Source organism: Alteribacillus iranensis (genome assembly GCF_900113025.1).
Taxonomy (GTDB): domain Bacteria; phylum Bacillota; class Bacilli; order Bacillales; family Marinococcaceae; genus Alteribacillus_A; species Alteribacillus_A iranensis.
This window is the reverse complement of the sequence record NZ_FONT01000006.1, coordinates 202,137-219,133: the sequence shown is the minus strand read 5'-3', so window position 1 is coordinate 219,133 and position 16,997 is coordinate 202,137. Positions and strand designations below refer to the sequence as shown.

The 16,997-nt window shown below is 40.4% G+C and carries 19 protein-coding genes; 4 read left to right on the top strand and 15 right to left on the bottom strand.

What is annotated here, in order from left to right; all coding sequences use genetic code 11:
* Nucleotides 1-179: 179 nt before the first annotated feature.
* The 6 genes from BM095_RS13870 to BM095_RS13845 form a co-directional block, all read right to left on the bottom strand.
* The gene (locus BM095_RS13870; protein ID WP_091663047.1) at nucleotides 180-368 is read right to left on the bottom strand and encodes a hypothetical protein; all 189 of its coding nucleotides are present in this window, start codon (nucleotides 366-368) and stop codon (nucleotides 180-182) included.
* A 178-nt stretch (nucleotides 369-546) separates the two neighbouring features.
* Entirely contained in the window at nucleotides 547-2,898 is a 2,352-nt protein-coding gene (locus BM095_RS13865) for a DNA translocase FtsK (RefSeq protein ID WP_245757914.1), read from the bottom strand.
* 124 nt (nucleotides 2,899-3,022) lie between these two features.
* Nucleotides 3,023-3,649, bottom strand: a complete 627-nt coding sequence (gene ytpR / locus BM095_RS13860; protein ID WP_091663045.1) for a YtpR family tRNA-binding protein — start codon at nucleotides 3,647-3,649, stop codon at nucleotides 3,023-3,025.
* Between the two features lie 62 nt (nucleotides 3,650-3,711).
* Nucleotides 3,712-4,509 carry a DUF1444 family protein gene (locus BM095_RS13855; protein WP_091663042.1) on the bottom strand — a complete coding sequence of 266 codons (798 nt, stop codon included), beginning with the start codon at nucleotides 4,507-4,509 and terminating at the stop codon, nucleotides 3,712-3,714.
* 126 nt (nucleotides 4,510-4,635) lie between these two features.
* Nucleotides 4,636-4,965: a thioredoxin family protein gene (locus tag BM095_RS13850; protein WP_091663040.1), complete on the bottom strand. Its 330-nt coding sequence runs from the start codon at nucleotides 4,963-4,965 to the stop codon at nucleotides 4,636-4,638.
* Nucleotides 4,966-4,975: 10 nt separating this feature from the next.
* On the bottom strand, nucleotides 4,976-5,986 hold the full coding sequence (locus BM095_RS13845) for a PTS transporter subunit IIC (protein ID WP_091663037.1): 1,011 nt from the start codon (nucleotides 5,984-5,986) through the stop codon (nucleotides 4,976-4,978).
* 132 nt (nucleotides 5,987-6,118) lie between these two features.
* On the opposite strand from BM095_RS13845, the gene BM095_RS13840 reads away from it, so the two are divergent.
* The gene (locus BM095_RS13840) at nucleotides 6,119-6,565 is read left to right on the top strand and encodes a YtoQ family protein (protein ID WP_091663035.1); all 447 of its coding nucleotides are present in this window, start codon (nucleotides 6,119-6,121) and stop codon (nucleotides 6,563-6,565) included.
* 122 nt (nucleotides 6,566-6,687) lie between these two features.
* On the opposite strand, the gene BM095_RS13835 is transcribed toward BM095_RS13840, so the two are convergent.
* Nucleotides 6,688-7,209 carry a DUF84 family protein gene (locus BM095_RS13835; protein ID WP_091663032.1) on the bottom strand — a complete coding sequence of 174 codons (522 nt, stop codon included), beginning with the start codon at nucleotides 7,207-7,209 and terminating at the stop codon, nucleotides 6,688-6,690.
* Nucleotides 7,209-8,282 carry a M42 family metallopeptidase gene (locus BM095_RS13830; protein WP_091663102.1) on the bottom strand — a complete coding sequence of 358 codons (1,074 nt, stop codon included), beginning with the start codon at nucleotides 8,280-8,282 and terminating at the stop codon, nucleotides 7,209-7,211. The genes BM095_RS13835 and BM095_RS13830 overlap by 1 nt, the downstream gene beginning before the upstream one ends.
* 151 nt (nucleotides 8,283-8,433) lie before the next feature.
* On the opposite strand from BM095_RS13830, the gene BM095_RS13825 reads away from it, so the two are divergent.
* Entirely contained in the window at nucleotides 8,434-8,739 is a 306-nt protein-coding gene (locus tag BM095_RS13825) for a PepSY domain-containing protein (RefSeq protein ID WP_091663030.1), read from the top strand.
* 50 nt (nucleotides 8,740-8,789) lie between these two features.
* On the opposite strand, the gene BM095_RS13820 is transcribed toward BM095_RS13825, so the two are convergent.
* From BM095_RS13820 to BM095_RS13810, 3 genes are all read right to left on the bottom strand, one after another.
* Nucleotides 8,790-9,632: a YtnP family quorum-quenching lactonase gene (locus tag BM095_RS13820; RefSeq protein ID WP_091663027.1), complete on the bottom strand. Its 843-nt coding sequence runs from the start codon at nucleotides 9,630-9,632 to the stop codon at nucleotides 8,790-8,792.
* A 527-nt stretch (nucleotides 9,633-10,159) separates the two neighbouring features.
* Nucleotides 10,160-10,807 (bottom strand): tRNA (guanosine(46)-N7)-methyltransferase TrmB, encoded by a 648-nt coding sequence (trmB, locus tag BM095_RS13815; protein ID WP_091663024.1) that lies wholly within the window; start codon nucleotides 10,805-10,807, stop codon nucleotides 10,160-10,162.
* 12 nt (nucleotides 10,808-10,819) lie between these two features.
* Nucleotides 10,820-11,653, bottom strand: a complete 834-nt coding sequence (locus tag BM095_RS13810; RefSeq protein ID WP_177194830.1) for a phosphotransferase family protein — start codon at nucleotides 11,651-11,653, stop codon at nucleotides 10,820-10,822.
* A 340-nt stretch (nucleotides 11,654-11,993) separates the two neighbouring features.
* Here BM095_RS13810 and purU point away from each other — a divergent pair, with 340 nt between their 5' ends.
* Nucleotides 11,994-12,866 carry a formyltetrahydrofolate deformylase gene (purU, locus tag BM095_RS13805; RefSeq protein WP_091663021.1) on the top strand — a complete coding sequence of 291 codons (873 nt, stop codon included), beginning with the start codon at nucleotides 11,994-11,996 and terminating at the stop codon, nucleotides 12,864-12,866.
* A gap of 55 nt (nucleotides 12,867-12,921) precedes the next feature.
* Here the strand turns inward: purU and BM095_RS13800 are convergent, their stop codons facing one another.
* Genes BM095_RS13800 through thpR form a run of 4 tightly spaced genes read right to left on the bottom strand, consistent with a single transcriptional unit; the run spans nucleotide 12,922 to nucleotide 15,538 of the window.
* Nucleotides 12,922-13,875 carry a nuclease-related domain-containing protein gene (locus tag BM095_RS13800; protein WP_091663019.1) on the bottom strand — a complete coding sequence of 318 codons (954 nt, stop codon included), beginning with the start codon at nucleotides 13,873-13,875 and terminating at the stop codon, nucleotides 12,922-12,924.
* Between the two features lie 17 nt (nucleotides 13,876-13,892).
* Entirely contained in the window at nucleotides 13,893-14,582 is a 690-nt protein-coding gene (locus tag BM095_RS13795; protein ID WP_091663016.1) for an LrgB family protein, read from the bottom strand.
* Nucleotides 14,575-14,940, bottom strand: a complete 366-nt coding sequence (locus BM095_RS13790) for a CidA/LrgA family protein (RefSeq protein ID WP_245757913.1) — start codon at nucleotides 14,938-14,940, stop codon at nucleotides 14,575-14,577. The genes BM095_RS13795 and BM095_RS13790 overlap by 8 nt, the downstream gene beginning before the upstream one ends.
* A gap of 40 nt (nucleotides 14,941-14,980) precedes the next feature.
* On the bottom strand, nucleotides 14,981-15,538 hold the full coding sequence (gene thpR / locus BM095_RS13785) for an RNA 2',3'-cyclic phosphodiesterase (RefSeq protein ID WP_091663013.1): 558 nt from the start codon (nucleotides 15,536-15,538) through the stop codon (nucleotides 14,981-14,983).
* Between the two features lie 167 nt (nucleotides 15,539-15,705).
* On the opposite strand from thpR, the gene cysK reads away from it, so the two are divergent.
* A complete protein-coding gene (gene cysK, locus BM095_RS13780) occupies nucleotides 15,706-16,644 on the top strand; it encodes a cysteine synthase A (RefSeq protein ID WP_091663011.1) in 939 nt (312 codons plus the stop codon).
* Nucleotides 16,645-16,997 lie beyond the last annotated feature (353 nt).

Below are 16,997 nucleotides of genomic sequence, written 5' to 3'. Positions count from 1 at the left end.
ATGAGGCACAATGGAAAGTGTGCCACTTACAGGCGATTCATCTCCCACTTTACACTTCGTAGGAAGTGGAAGTCTTCTCGCCTAAAAAGATAAAAGAAACTGTCCCTAACAAGGCATGACCAGTGCGAAGTCTGGCGCCCACCTTTTCGGAGACAGTTTTCCTCATGTTCCTATCATTTTTAATGACACACAAAATCTTTACCGCGTTCCATGATAACAGCCTCGACAATTTCTTGTACATCTGTTTTACTCACGTCACGCAAACCATCTTGCAGCACGATTGGGACATGCTTTTCTTCTTCTTTCAACAACTCTAAAAATGATGGATGCATAAATTCTACCAATACATCGAGCTGAATCTGTTCCATAAGAGCTCCTCCTTTTCTATTTAAGAAGTCTACTTACGTAAAAAATTCAGCCTATACTGCGATAATTGCTGCGTTGCCATAGAAGTTAAATTGGTTGTCAAAAGGCTGGTCTTGGTTCTATAGATCTGTGTACTATTTCATCATATATAAAATTCTCCACAATGACAAGGAGAGCGGCTCATATAGTGATATTTTCTTCAATCTCCCGCGAAGTCATCAATACACGACGTGGTTTGCTTCCCATTGCTTCTGATATAATCCCGCGTTGTTCCATCGCATCAATAAGTTTAGCAGCTCTATTGTATCCAATGGAAAACCTTCTTTGAAGTAAAGAAGAAGACGCGCTTCCTTGGTCCGCTACGAATTGACAAGCCTCTTCAAAAAGTTCATCAACATTATCTTGATGATCTGCTTTTTTCTTCAATTCTTCTTGATCAAACAAATAAGATGGCTTTTGTTGAGACTTTGTGTAATCCGTTACCACTTCAATTTCTTCGTCTGAAACAAAAGTTCCCTGCACTCGTATGGGCTTAGCCGACCCGTTTTCATAAAATAACATATCCCCTTTACCAATTAACCGCTCTGCTCCTCCTATGTCAAGAATGGTACGTGAATCTGCCTGTGAGGAGACCGCAAATGCTGTCCTGCTTGGAATATTTGCTTTGATCAATCCTGTTATAACATCTACAGACGGCCGCTGGGTCGCTAACAATAAATGAATTCCGCAGGCTCGAGCTTTTTGGGCGATACGACAGACCGCATCTTCAACGTCTTGGGGAGCTACCATCATTAAATCTGCAAGCTCATCAATTACGATCACAATATAGGGCATCTTTTGAGCGTGATTTTGCTGTTGTTCCATGCGCTCATTGTATTTTTTTATGTCTCTTACCCCTTCATGGGCTAATTTCTCGTACCGTTCTTCCATTTCCTCCACAGCCCATTTCAATCCAGCCGTGGCCTGTTTTGCGTCATTAATGACTGGAGTGACAAGATGAGGGACGTCCTTATATGATGCAAGTTCAACCATTTTAGGATCTATTAACATTAACTTCAATTCATCAGGTCTCGCTTTGTAGAGAAGGCTTAATAAGATCGAATTAATACACACGCTCTTTCCCGACCCCGTGGCGCCCGCTATTAAACCATGTGGCATTTTCTGCAAATCAGAAACTACAGGGTTCCCTGAGATATCAAGCCCCATCGCCACAGTTAACGGAGACGTACTCCTTGTAAATACATCCCTTCTTAGTATTTCTCTGAGAAATACTGGTTTGCTTGATTGATTCGGGACTTCAATACCTATCGCACTCTTACCCGGGATAGGAGCTTCCATTCTTAAGTCTTTTGCTGCAAGTGCAAGCTTAATGTCATCCGTTAGGTTTGTTATCTTATTTACCTTTACTCCTGCCTCCGGTTGTACTTCAAACCTTGTAACGGCTGGTCCTTTCGTTACGTTAATAACTTTTGCTTTCACATTAAAATTGTGGAGCGTCGCTTCTAACTGTTCCTTTTGATTTTGCAGATCAACGCTGTCTTCATCATCTACACGTGGCGGAATATTTAATAAGGACAGACCTGGAAATTGATACGTACCATTTGTACTTCTGTACACAGGATCATTTTTTTTTGTTTTCTTTCCTTGATTAGGGTACATCAATACATTGAAAGGTACTGCAGTGGTCTTATCATTGTCCGTTTTCTTTTCTTTTTTTCTCTCTAATGCTTGTTGTCTTCTTCGCTCACTGCGACTTAGGTGGTTCTCTTCTTCAGACTCTGCGCTCACCTTGCTCTCTTCTTTATATGTTTCTGACTGTATGTTTTCCTCTTCAACTATTTCCTTTTCCTCCGCGTGGTCTCCCCCGTAATCATTCCCGCTATCTAACTCTAAGCTGTTTATTATATTCTGTTCTTTTTGTTCTGCAGGTTTCACCAGATCATGAGTTGATGCATCGTCATGCTTTGGCTCTCTAAGCGATTCTTCTTGGAGAGGTTGTTTAGATTCAATTTCCGGATCTCTTAGTATCATTTCCGTTGTTTTTCGGTAGGCATCCGGATGGAGGGAGTATTTTTGATATCCAAAAACAGGAGAAGGTATACTCCCAGCTTCAAAATTATTGCCCTGGAAAAACGATCGTTTCTGAGCAAACTCCTCTTTAACAGTATTGTTCCTCTCTTTTTCTCTTGTTTGATTCACTTGTTTCTGAGGAGCTTCTTCTCTTTTCTCGCTTGTAGGCAACGATTCTGAAACTTCTACACTCCTCTCTTTTTTCTTTCTCATAGCTCGTTGTTCTCTTATGTCAGTCAAGCGATTCCCTCTAGCACTCTCCACTCCTTGTCTAGGATAATGGTGAACCATTTTTACTCCAGAAGCTTCTCCACAAGCCACTCTTGGGCCTTTCTCCCGTCCAGTCCCACTAGAACGATTAGCTGCATGGTTTTCTTCCCTTCGTGGGCTGGATACTTCGGTTTCTTCTCCAAATAAATAATTCTGTAAACGTTTTATTATATGTTTAAAGGAACCGGCCACATTACCATCTCCTTACAATTTTATCTTCCATGTTCTTCTAGATTCTATTGTAGCGGAGGCAGAAAAAAACCACTAGCCTTTGCCAGTGGTTTTTTTGAAATCAGACGTTTTTCTCATCTCACAGTTAATGTGCTAACCTTTGCTTCTGCAGTAAAAAGTCTATTCCTACTTCATATTTATCTTCTAGGACTAGGATCCCTTTCTCTTGGGGAGCATCAGCGATAGCAAGCTCTTTTGCTGAACAAATCATTCCATTGGAGGGAACACCTCGAAGCTTCGATTTCTTTATCTTCATTCCTGTTGGCATAACTGCTCCAGTCAATGCAACCGGGACTTTTTGACCTTTATCTACGTTAGGAGCTCCGCATACGATTTGTAACGTTTCTTCTCCAGTATCTACTTGACATACACTTAATTTATCAGCATCTGGATGTTTCTTTTTATCTTTTACGAAGCCCACTACGAATGCAGGTTGTGTCGGAAATTGAATTTGCTCTTGAAAGCCATTTTCTTCTAGTGCCTTTTGAAGAAGCTCTTTAAGTTCGTTAGTGATTGGAAGCATTCCTCTGCCCTCTACTGTGCCATAGCGGGTAGCCTGGAATATATGATACCCCGCTGTTTCACCGCTGTCTTTGTGATAGAGGCGAGCCACATCTCCCTTCCGTTCAACGACTCTTTTTTCTTTTTCTATCTCTTTTAAAGAAATGAGTAAAACGTCTCCGATTCCAAGATCGTTATAGAATGCATTCATTTTTTACTTCTTCTCCCTTTTTATCCAAAATTTCCTATCCTATTGTATCATAATATAGTTCTCTATTTTTCCGGTTTCTTACGGGCTAATATAAAAATGGGTTCGAGTTTATTATTCTCGTATAAAAATGGCAGCGCAGTAATAGGAACCCGGCCATCAGAATAAAAACGAAACGTCATTTGTCCTAATATATCGTAACCTGTTTTGTTACGAATGTCCGCTATTATTAATACATCTTGATGCGGAACAGATATCGCCATTTCCCCTTTTATTTTGCCTGCCATCATTTCAATAAATTTTTCATTGAGTATTCGGCTGGCATCATACCCGTCATTTGTGTTTACAAAATAAAAAGTATTTCCGGCAACTTCGTCCGATTTATAAGACACATCCATAGCACGTATATTAAACAGGGCAGCCTCTGAAATTTGCTCAGCTGTATACCCTTCCTTCTCTACTGTTTCTCGTTCTAGCATCGTATACGCTTCTCCTAAATCCAAAGCGTAATATATACGTGTCTCTGCCGTATGTTCAGAGAATAAAAGTTCTTTTCCATCTTTTGTTTTTGTTGGAAAGGAAGTGGAACGGACAACAGGAAAAATATACTTCTCTTTTCCGGTTATCTTGACTTCTTTTTCCATAACTTCAAAAGAAGATTGAATAATTCGAGCGGCCTCTTCTAGTGCTTTTTCCTTGTTCTCTGTGTTTTTAGCTAATAATTTATTAATGTCGAGATCCATCCCTTTTTTCAAGGCGATATGTTCCACTCTCATGATCGCTTTTTCCTCGTCGAAAGAAAAAGATCGGTTTGGACCTCGAAGGCGTTGTTCTAATTCTTTTCTGAATTTATTAGTATCCATGCCATCGCCTCCTCGTTACAGTGTACCATCAATGCTATGCACGTCAAAATAACACAACCTTAACCAGTGTCTCCTGCATAATATAAAACAATGAAACACTCGCCAATTCCGCGAGTGCTCCCTTTGTTAATGATCTATCTTCTCTCTTGTTTCATTCAGATAAGATTGAACATCTTCTGGTGTTTTTCTATCTTTGCTTACGAATCGTGATACTTCTTCTCCCCGGTGGAACGTAATAAAGCTTGGAATGCCAAACACTCCATATTCTTGACATACATCTAATAGAGCATCTCGATCTGCATGATAGAAAGTAAAATCCTGGTTGTTTTCTACGAGGTTCGGAATAGCTGGATCGAGGATGCGACAATCAGGACACCAATCGGCTGAAAACATAACAACTACTCTTTTGTTTTCTTTTGCTTCTTTAAAATCAACTTTGTTATTTAATTCTATCATTGGTTTCCACCTAACCTTGATCAATTTTCATATCTCCGAATGTAATCCAATCTTTCTTTCTCATCCATTCCGATAATAACAGACTAACGACAGCTGGACCAATAATTTGCAATAAGAGTACTCCCCATAATACTTGTGACGAAAAGCCCATCACTGTAAACGTCATAATTTGGCCTACTAGTCCGCTCGTTCCCATGCCGGCGCCAGCTGCATTATTTTCCATCATGAATACCATAGTGGATAAAGGAGCAAACACGGCTCCAGCTACGGTAGGCGGGATGAGAATATGTGGCTTTTTTAATATATTAGGGACTTGAAGCATTGACGTCCCGATACCAAGAGCAGCTAATCCGCCAACCCCATTTTCTCTATAACTGCTAACTGCAAAACCAACCATCTGTGCTGCACAACCAACAGTAGCTGCTCCCGCTGCTATCCCTTCCAAATCAAGCATAATAGCAATGGCCGCACTTGAAATGGGAGCTGTTAATGCTAATCCCATCAAAATTGCTACAATAATACCCATTATGAAAGGTCTTAACTCAGTTGCCCACATAATTAGCTCTCCAAATCCAGTCAACCCTGCATGAATAAAGGGTCCAATAAAATGAGCTACTGTAAAACCAACCAATATGGTTACAAAAGGTGTAACAATAATATCAAGTTTGGTTTCTTTTGACACTAACTTTCCAATCTCTACGGATAGGAGAGAAGCAATAAAAGCACCAGCCGGTCCCCCTAACATCGCTCCGGCTGCACCAGTAATTACAGCTGAAAATACGATAAGCGGAGGCGCTTGTAAGCCTACAGCAATAGAAACACCTATAGCTGGACCCATGAGATCCATGGCGAGCTGCCCCATGTCGATAAAAAATGGCCATTGCAGCTGTTCTCCAATTGTCTTAATAATTAAACCGATAATTAAAGAGGAAAACAACCCCAACGCCATATAGCTTAAAGCCGTCACTGTATATGTCTTTACAGATAAGTTTACACCCTTACGCAAAAAAAAGGAACGCATTCTTCTTCCCCCATATCTTTCTTGTGATCTTTTTCACGATCATATCATAACCTGTTTGCTTTCTAAATAGCAAGCATATTAAGATTATAATAGAACGCGTTGCAACACATCTAATAAAAAGGAGGAAATAACATGGAACTTAACGTATATTTAGCTGGTCAAATTCACGACGATTGGCGTGAAGAATTACGTGCAAAATCTGAGAAAATGGGACTTCCTTTACATTTTTTGGGGCCGATGGAGAATCATGAGCGTTCGGATAACATTGGTGAAGAAATATTAGGAGAACAACCAGACAATATATTTAAAGATGAAGCAGCCAGCAGCCTGAATAACCTTCGCACTCAAATACTTATGCAGAAAGCGGACGTTGTCATCGCTTTATTTGGTGAAAAATATAAACAATGGAATACGGCTATGGACGCCGGAGCTGCTGCTGCCCTTGGGAAACCATTAATTGTTATTCGCCCGGAAGAGCTTCATCACCCCGTCAAAGAAATAGCAAATAAGTCACAGCTCACTGTAGAATCGATGGACCAAGCCTTACAAGCATTATCTTATATTTTCGAGACGAAGTAACTTCTACGACTATCTAAGAAAAGCGCAAGGCGTCTGTAGCTGAACAACACTCCACGAATGTTATACCTTCCAATCTTTTAAAGAAACCAGGCAGCAACATTGCCCTGCCTGGTTTCTTTAAATCACTTATGGGGATAACGATAACACCATTGGCCATATAGCATTTCAACAATATGGGAAAACATTTTCGTACGGTCGATTTTACCTGCTGTAAATATACCAATAGCCCCTTCAGCCTGACTAATTCCTTCTTGCTCGGTAAAATCCTTCATTGCGCTTTTTAATTCTTTTCCATCATATAAATCAGCCGCGATATTTTCGGGTAATTTTATTTTTGCTCCTGCCGCTGTAGCAACAAATCCATCAATAGTAACCAATGCTCCCCAGTTACAGAGGTATAAGCCATCCTCCATTGGCTGAACTCCGCCTTCTAACCCAATTCCTGTTTTTTCCCCATACTCATCGATCACTACTTTCGCTCGTAAAACAGCTCCTTTTTTTGTTTCTTCGTCAGAGAATGGTTGAGCTGAAACACCACTATCTACGGAATAGCTATTCAACACATAGTCGTTTTCATGAAACACCTTTTGAACAGCTTTCATTTTTGCTTTATTTTTAGATCCTATCCCAATTGTTTTATTCATTACACTTCTTTCCTGATTTGTTCGAGAGTGGATTGATCTGTATTCTTCACTAGTTTTACTACAAGCTCTTTCGCAGCCGCATAATCATCAACATGGAGAATGGAAGCGGCGGTATGAATATATCTTGAACAGACACCAATCACCGCTGAAGGTATCCCTTCATTTGCTATGTGTACGCGTCCCGCGTCCGTCCCTCCCTGGGATACGAAATATTGGTAAGGTATATTGTTAGACTCTGCTGTGTCCAGAACAAATTCTCTCATTCCTCGATGAGTCACCATCGTTCTATCAAATATGCGCAGCAATGCACCTTTCCCAAGATGGCCGAACGCATTTTGACCTCCAACAGCATCATTAGCCGGACTAGCATCAAGTGCATAAAAAATATCAGGCTGAATCATATGAGCCGCTGTCGCAGCTCCTCTCAAACCAACTTCCTCCTGAACAGTCGCACCAGAATACAAAACATTAGGAAGAGATTGATCTTGCAACTCTTTCATAAGCTCGATGGCCAATCCTACTCCGTAGCGATTATCCCATGCTTTCGCCAATATTTTTTTGTCATTTGCCATTGGGGTAAAGGGACAAATCGGTAAAATTTGTTGACCTGGACGAATACCAATTCGTTCGGCATCTTCCTTATCGTCTGCGCCGATATCAATGTACATCTTATTTAACGGCATTGGCTTCTTTCGTTGGTTTTCATTTAACAAATGAGGTGGGGTAGACCCTACTACTCCTACTACAGGCCCGTTTTCCGTAAAAACTTCTACTCGTTGGGCAAGCAGTACTTGGCTCCACCAGCCGCCAAGAGGCTCGAAACGGATAAGTCCTTTTTTATTAATAGATGTAACCATGAAGCCGACCTCATCCATGTGACCGGCCACCATTACTTTCGGACCTTTTTCTTCACCTTTTTTCACGCCAAATATGCTCCCGAGCTTGTCTTGAATAATTTTATCACTATACTTTTCTAATTCGTTTCTGACAAACTTACGAACTTCATGTTCGAATCCCGGGGCTCCTGGTAACTCCGTTAATGTTTTAAACATACTCATTGTTTCCTGATTCATCACCTTTATCAAACTCCCCTTTCCGTATTAGCGCCATTTCCATTTTACTGGAGAGAGGGGCATTTTTCTACTGAATGAATGATTTGCGTTTGGAAAAAGAGTTTCGATAAGCTATACTTAAAAGAAACAGTAGGAAGGAGAGATCTGTACAATGAAAGCAAGAAATATTTTATTAGGAGTTGGGATAGGATTTCTAGCTGGATATGCATTAAAAGAATACACCGGCGGAGATCAAATTTCTCCAGAAAAAGCACTTAAAAATGTGAAAGAAAATGTAAAGGGTCAGGTTCCGGTGAATGGATCTTGGATTCATATGACAACGGAAAACTATACAAAAGATGACCTGAATTATAAAGTGTACCGTGGCGGCATCTCCAGTACAAAAGACGGCGAAACAAAGCAGCTAGATTTTGTAGTTGACGCTAAAACAGGCACCATTTTAGAACTTACTTCTTAATCGATATAGTAGCCGCTCCTCTATTTACAGGAAGCGGCTTTTATCTTCTTTCACTTCTCTCTTAAAACTTTGTTCTGTATGTTCCCACTGCTGTCAAATTGAACGGCTCTATACTTATAGTCGTGATAGAACGTAAACCACGCTTCATTGTTATAGCCTATATCCATATACTGTTCCTTTACTTTTATTGAATCGATAGGGTAATCATCGTAGGCCATCACCCATAGCACATTTTGGTGGGCATGAGTAGCCATATTATCAGCCATATGTATGAGCAGTTCGTCTTCCTGTTCAATAGTAATCACGCTCATTCCATTACTATGTCCCCCAGTTCTCGTCATCGTGATACCTGGAGCAGGCTGTACTTCCTGCGAAAAAGAATAGACATTGTTTTGAACAGGTTTCCAATTCTGTTCCCAGTATGTATTTCGTGACCGAATATTGGGAAACCTCATTTCCTCCCATTCTATATCAGATACATAAATTTTTGCATTTTCAAAAGTAGGAACCTCATTCTCACCCACTTTCTTGACAAGTCCGTTGGCGTGGTCGAAATGCATATGTGTCATAAGTACAGCGTCAATGTCGGACGTCTCTAATCCTAGTTTCTTTAAATCTTCCTCTATAAAAGATTCTTCCGTTACCCCTTGATTTCTTCTGTGCTTTTCGCTTAACCGATCATTTCCCAAGCCAGCATCAATAAGTAAGTTATGCCCGTTTCCTTGGATGAGAATAGGATCTGTTCGCAACTCGACTTGATTTTTTTCGTTGACTGGATATTTTTTGGACCAAAGGGGTTTGGGAACGACACCAAACATAGCTCCCCCGTCAAGATGAGTCACCCCGCCACGTAGCCAAGTTAGCTTATACTCACCTAGGCGCATTGTTTCCATCATAAACTCTCCTTTCAGTAAAATAATTCATACAATCAACCTCTTTGTACACTATAGTGGCATTTTATTAGAAAAAGCGCAAGGATCCCACTAATCAGCGAGATGTATGGGAGAGATATCTGCCGAGATGCCTTATATAGTCGCAGAACATCTAAGGATGTAGAGGGCGATGACCCTGACATTTGGCTTCACGAAGAGATGTTCTTATGTTTTAGAAAATCCTTCGAAAGGAGCTTTGACTACTAGCTGCTCTGGGCGAGTGCTTTCATCATAAACATGTAAACATGGTTTAAGACTCCTCGGAAAACAACAACTTTCTGTTAGTCTCAAAACTCATAGTAATCTCCCCCTCCCACTCAACCAGAAAAGCATATAGGGCCCGGATCGTACGCCATACATGTTGTGTTTCCATTCCCTCTAAAAAAACCTTCCGTCATATGCGGAAGGTTTTTTGCACGTTCTCTATCTTTAAGCGAAACTATCTTATTTCAAGCGCTTCAAGATATGCCCCGCTAGAAGCAGGGAAATCATTCATTCATATTGGCAAATGCAGCCTCGAGCCTAAAAATAGGCTGACCTTTAGCGGCAAATTTCTCTTCGTACTCTGTCATTACATTTTCAGACGCTAGTTTGCTGGTATGTAAATCTAAAGATATGTTTTTTAACTTCATTCCATACTGAGACATGCTTTCCAATGAGTATTCAAACAACCCTTGATTGTCTGTTTTCATATGAATTTCACCTTCTGGCCGTAACACTTTCTCGTACAGAGTTAGAAAGGACTGATAGGTCAGCCTTCTCTTCTCATGGCGCTTTTTAGGCCAAGGATCAGTAAAGTTAATAAACAGACGATCCACTTCCCTATACTGAAAATATTGGAGTACATCAGCAACATCCCCCAAAATAAACCGAATGTTATCGGACGGGTTTTCAACGAGCCGCTCCACTCCCGTAACAAGCACACTCTCGTACTTCTCTATCCCGATGAAGTTAACCTCGGGATATTTCTTGCTCATCTTATCAAGAAATTTTCCTTTTCCCGTTCCGACCTCTATGTATAGGGGATGATCATTTTGAAAGACCTCCTTCCAGTGCCCTGAAGGAGGAGCTGTTAATACGTATTCCGGGTGACTGTCCAAATACTCTTTTGCCCATGGTTTATGGCGAAGTCTCATTGAACTTCCTCCTTACGACTGATGAAAAGGATCCGCTAGCAGCTGATGCAACTGTTCGAGCCATGAGCTGGCCTGCTGCGGACTCGTATTAATGTAATAAAGGACATGATAAAGCGTATGGGAAATGACGTACCAGTACATTCTTCGTTCCAAATCGGCAGTTAGAGATACTCCATAATTATGAAGCCACTGCTTCCATTCCATACGAGGAACATATTCATACAGCAGCAATCCTAAATCAAATGCAGGATCGGCTACTGCAGCACCGTCCCAATCAATCAAGTATAATTCATTAGAGGAATTAATCATCCAATTATTGTGATTAATATCCGAATGACAAACTACCATTCTGCGCGGTGCTACTTTGCTCCGATGGGAAATGAGATACTCTAGTGCCGTAGTAACGTCAGAATGGGCAGCTCCAAAGGTCAAAAATTGATTTTGGAGTTCCTCCGTGATGGTATAAGGCGTCAAAGGCTCATTTCCAATACGTTTAAACATATCAAGAAGTTCACTAGAGGTATGGATTTTACTTAATAACCTTGCTACGTCTGGGCGATTCATATCAGACGGGCTCAACTCACGACCATCAACCCATTTTTGCGCTGTTATGACGTCACCGTTTTCAAGTCGCTTTGTCCATAGCAGCTTTGGAACAATTCCTTCAGCAGATAATACAGCTAAAAAAGGAGATGAATTTCGCTTCAAAAATAACTTCTGTGTGGCAGAACAAGCAATGTACGCCTCTCCTGTCGATCCTCCTGCCGGTTTCACTTTCCATCCATCTTCCAATAACGCTTCCAACACTTTCACCCTTGTTTCTGTAAGTTGATCAAAATAGTTCATGGCGTGATCCTTTTCTGAAATATTACCGCAAACTGATAAAGTGAATCTTCATGAGATAGGTTTACTCCCCGTCCACTGACCATTTATGCGGGAAAAAACGTAGAAGTAAGCAGAGCCTCTTCAGGAGAACTCTGCTTAACGAAAGCCAGAACATTACAATGTATTAGTGTTAAACATGTATATATATTTTTTTGGGAATCGCTTTTTATACTACCAAAGAAACTTATTTTCCGTCAATAAAGAACTTTAGAAAGACAGCTTTCGCGAACACTTTTTTTTCATTATAGGGAGTGGTAAAGTATAATAAAACTTATTTTCATAAAGTGGGGGAAACTGACCAATGATTGATCAATCAACATCTAACAAAGCGCGACTTTTGATTTCTTGTTCGGATCAACCAGGAATTGTAGCTTCTATCTCAGAATATTTATTTAATCACGGAGCTAATATTATTCAATCTGACCAATATAGCACAGACCCTGAAGGCGGGATGTTCTTTATGAGAATAGAGTTTGCCCTTCCTGAGTTTGAAGAACGTTTTCACTCGGTTCGAGAAGACTTTTCAGCTATTGCAGAGCGTTTTCACATAGATTGGCGCTTAGAAAGTGAGCGGAGAACGAAAAAGATGGCTATATTTGTCTCGAAAGAAGACCACTGTTTACTTGAGCTGCTATGGCGATGGCGTTCTGGAGAGTTACAAGTTGACATACCTCTCGTCATCAGCAATCATCCTGATTTAAGAGAGATCGTTGAGAGTTATCACATTCCTTTTTATCACATTCCTGTTACGAAAGAGACGAAAGCAGAGGCAGAAGCTCAAGCAGAAAAATTAATCAAAGAGCATAAGGCTGATTTTATTGTCCTCGCTCGTTATATGCAAATTCTGTCTTCTGATTTCGTTGATACTTTCGAACATAGGATTATAAATATTCATCACTCTTTCTTACCTGCCTTTATAGGTGCAAACCCTTATAAAAAGGCATTTGATAGAGGTGTGAAGTTAATTGGAGCTACCGCACACTACGTGACGGATGACTTAGATGAAGGTCCCATTATCGAACAGGAAGTGTTACGTGTGAACCATCGATACTCTACCGAAGAACTAAGAGTGGCGGGTAGAAATGTGGAAAAAATCGCTTTAGCCCGTGCGGTTAATTGGCATGTGAACGATGAAGTGCTCGTACATAAAAACAAGACTATTGTTTTTAATTAATTATTGTAAAATACAAATCGTTCTCTCCTATCAATAAAGAAGAGAACGATTTGTATCATTCATCCCTGGGTGTATCACTCTCTTCTTCCACAACGTCCTGGCGAGGGGCCGCTGAGGTCAAAGAGTGATTTAACAACCTTTCTGAAATATCTAATTGTGTTTTCTTGATCGGTGAAGGATGACGCTTTCTTTTTTCTATCCATTTCTTTATATTCCTCTTATCAACCACCTCTATAAATAAAGATGACGGATAATCAATCATTGCCTCAGGAGCATAAAGAATCCCTTTAATTGTCGTAGATCCTGTTATTGACGAAAGAGACGTCTCTATTATTTGCCTCATTCGATGTAAAGACGAAAGGGGGCTAACTACTTTCCTTCTCTCTTGGTTAATATACTCCGTCCAATACCTCCCCGTTCCAGGGGTGTAGATGCTAGTAGACTTTCCAGGCAACTCAACTAGAGTGAACACTTCAGTCGGGCTAATAATAACAATATCCATTTCCACATTTGCTCGCCCGGTTTTCATAATAGGGTAATACATGACCATATAATTATCCGGTAGTTCTCTGAGTAAATATCGCAAACGGCGATCATACTTGTATTTAATATCTAAAGAAGATTCTTCTATTAGGGAGGAACTGGCCCACTTTAATTGGGCTTGAAACAATTCTTCATAAAAGACCTCTTTTAAGTCTTCTAAAGATTTACTACGATAATAATTAGTTAGGCTTTCTGCTGGAGGTGTATTCTCTTCTGTCGGTGTTTCCCGATTCGTGACTTTTTTTAGCCGAGCCACTGTGCTTGAAAATATATTTCTTTCTTTAGGTTCAAACCAATTGTGCTTTTCTGCTTCCTTTTCCCTCGACACCATACGATTCGCCCGTTCCCAATCGCTTTTCATTCTTTGCCAACGTTCTCGCTTCAGCCTAGAAAATTGACTAGGATAGCGTTGTATGTCTTGTTCATATCTTGACGTATAATCTGAGATTTTTATGAGATGTGCCATACCTTTCACCTTTTCTTTCAAGACATAAGAGGGTAAAGCAGCGGGATCAGAATAGATACAATGACAGCAGACATTGTCATAGCTATTGAACTTGCTGCTCCTTCCTCCTCACTCTTCTCAATGGCTTTTGCTGTGCCAATACCATGAGATGCATTTCCTAAACCGATGCCTCTCGCAAGTGCATGATCGATTTTACACCATTTATACACATAAGGAGATAAAACAGCTCCTCCGGTTCCTGCTACCATTACTAGTACTACTGTTAATTCGGGTATCCCATGGATAGAGAGCGAAAGATCCATCGCAATCGGCGTCGTGACCGATTTTGGTACCATGGATGCTACTAATTCTTGATCGACACCAACCCATTTTGCTAAATACCCTCCTGTGGAGATACCAATAATTCCTCCAACTGTCACACCGACGGTAACATTTAAAAAGTTTTTTCGTACCATATGTCTTTGATTATATAATGGATAAGCTAAAGCTACTACAGCCGGCCCTAATAAATGCTCAATGAAGCGGCCTCCCGTCATATATGTATCATAAGAGACATTTGTCACTAGCAAAAAAAGAATAATCGTTAACGTGCTTGTTAAAATAGGTAAAGTAAACGGAGAATGAAAACGTCGATAAACTTTCAGAGCTGCAATGTATACAGAAAGAGTCCCTATGATTGTTATTACAGACCACAACCAATTACTCATGACGAGCCCTCCTATGAGTTAGTAGTTGAACCGTCCACCCCGACAGAGCCATCACGAGAATCGTGCTCACTAAGGAAATAACAAGCAGCCATAAACCAACACCTGCAAACAAGTTTAAGTAGGAAATCACTCCTACGGTCGCCGGTAAAAACAATAAAGGCATATGTGAAATTAAAAGCTGCGACCCTCTCTCCACCCAATCGGGCCGTAACACTCTAGTGTAAAAAAATAGAAAAAGCATCAGCATTCCAATAATACTTCCTGGCAACGGTAGATTTAGCCACTGCTGCAGCCACATACCAAAATAATAAAACAAGTATAATATTCCTACATGAAGAAGTACACGTATCACTTCCACATAGGTCCCCCCTCTCCTAATTAATGATCATGAACACACTTTAAAGCATTCTGTTTAATTTAATAGAATGGATTTCTTCGTATTTAGGGGTCCGGTTTAAATGGGTTTGAAACAGAGAGAACGTATCCACCTGCCATTGATTGGATTGAATTAGAGGCAACTCAGATTTGGAGAATGGCTCTTTTCTGTCCCACTTCCTCGCTACCGTAATATGAGGACGATACGGTCTATTTTCCTGCCGAAACCCCAATGTTTCTCCATGATGAGATAAATGGTGCTGCAACTTCTGAAGTCGTTCGCTTTTCTCCACCCCAATATGCAGAATGCGTGGGGAATCAACTTTTCCGAACACTCCTGGCTCTGTCAGAGTAAGAGGAAAAGCGGCAAAATCTTCAGCCACACGGTCTGCTTCTTTTATAAATAATTGCAGCGTCTTCTCATCTGCAGCACCTAGAAACAAAAGAGTAATATGGTAATCTTGAGGGTGTACCCATTTTTTAAATAACAATTGACTTTGAGCTGTTTTTGTCCATTGGTTTATTTCGCTTCTGATTTTTGCAGGAAGAGGTACAGCAAAAAAGTAATGAGGAAGTGTCATTGATTTCCCTCCTAATTCTCGTTTTATGTGGGCATACTTCCCATTATACCGAACGTACCACAGACTTTAAATTACGATCAGTGTTATGCGATTTATTGGTTTAAATGTGTTAAAATGATGAGAGATAATACTACGCAGGAATATAGTTGGAAAGGAACGTGTCTAGTGTGGGATACACATTTAATAACATATCTGAGCTTGTTGGCGGTACACCATTAGTAAAATTAAATCGCCTTCCTGCCGCAAATGGGGCAGACGTTTATTTAAAACTTGAATTTCAAAACCCAAGTGGCAGTGTAAAAGATAGAGCTGCCAAAAACATGATTATCCAAGCAGAAAATGAGGGTCTCCTTACGGATGAATCTGTAATCATTGAACCGACATCTGGGAACACGGGTATTGGCCTAGCTATGAATGCAGCAGCGAAAGGATATAGATGCATTCTCGTCATGCCAGATACCATGTCCCAGGAGCGTATCAACTTATTAAAAGCGTATGGAGCAGAAGTCGAATTAACGCCTGGTGAGAAAAAAATGCCAGGTGCTATTGATCATGCTCATGAATTGGTAAAAAAAATTCCGCATAGCTTTATGCCGATGCAATTTGAGAATGAGGCCAACCCTGACGCCCATCGTGCCACGACTGCGGTCGAAATCAAAGAAGCAATGAATGATTTGGGAAAAGATTTGGGAGCTTTCATTGCTGCGTCTGGCACCGGTGGTACTGTGACAGGAACAGGAGAAGAATTAAAGAGATTTTATCCTGGGCTTCCTGTATATGTTGTTGAACCATTTGGATCGCCTGTTCTTTCAGGCGGAAAACCTGGTCCTCACAAATTAGTCGGAACTAGCCCTGGATTTGTCCCACCTGTTTTAAACCAAGACGTTTACAACAAGATCTATAAAGTTACGGATGAAGATGCTTATGAAGTAACTCGAGATCTTGCACGAAAAGAGGGCATTTTAGTCGGACCTTCATCGGGGGCAGCTTGTTATGCTGCCATGGAGACTGCTAAGAAATTATCACCCGACAAAGCAGTCGTTGCTATTGCTTGTGACACAGGCGAACGGTATTTATCCACTGATTTATTTGACTTTGAATCCTAATGTCCAATATATACAAGTCACGTTAAAAGCCATGGCTATCCCTTTCAAATGGGGCCATGGCTTTTTAACCTTTTCATTCTTGTTTTTATCCTCTTTATTATATTCTCTTATGCACCAATTTCGATACCGTTACTTAATTTGCGAATTGCGCGAAATTGGTATATAATATAGTATGAAACAACGCATATTCAATATATGAATTCAATACAAATAATATAGCTAACGTCGTACTATTCGTTCCAGTAACCAATCTTCTTAAGTTAAAAATTACTAGTTTGATGTATCTTTTGCCTCTCTTCGCAGATAGTAAAGATGACCAGCGTGTTTTTATATGAAGCTTAAGGAGTGGTTTT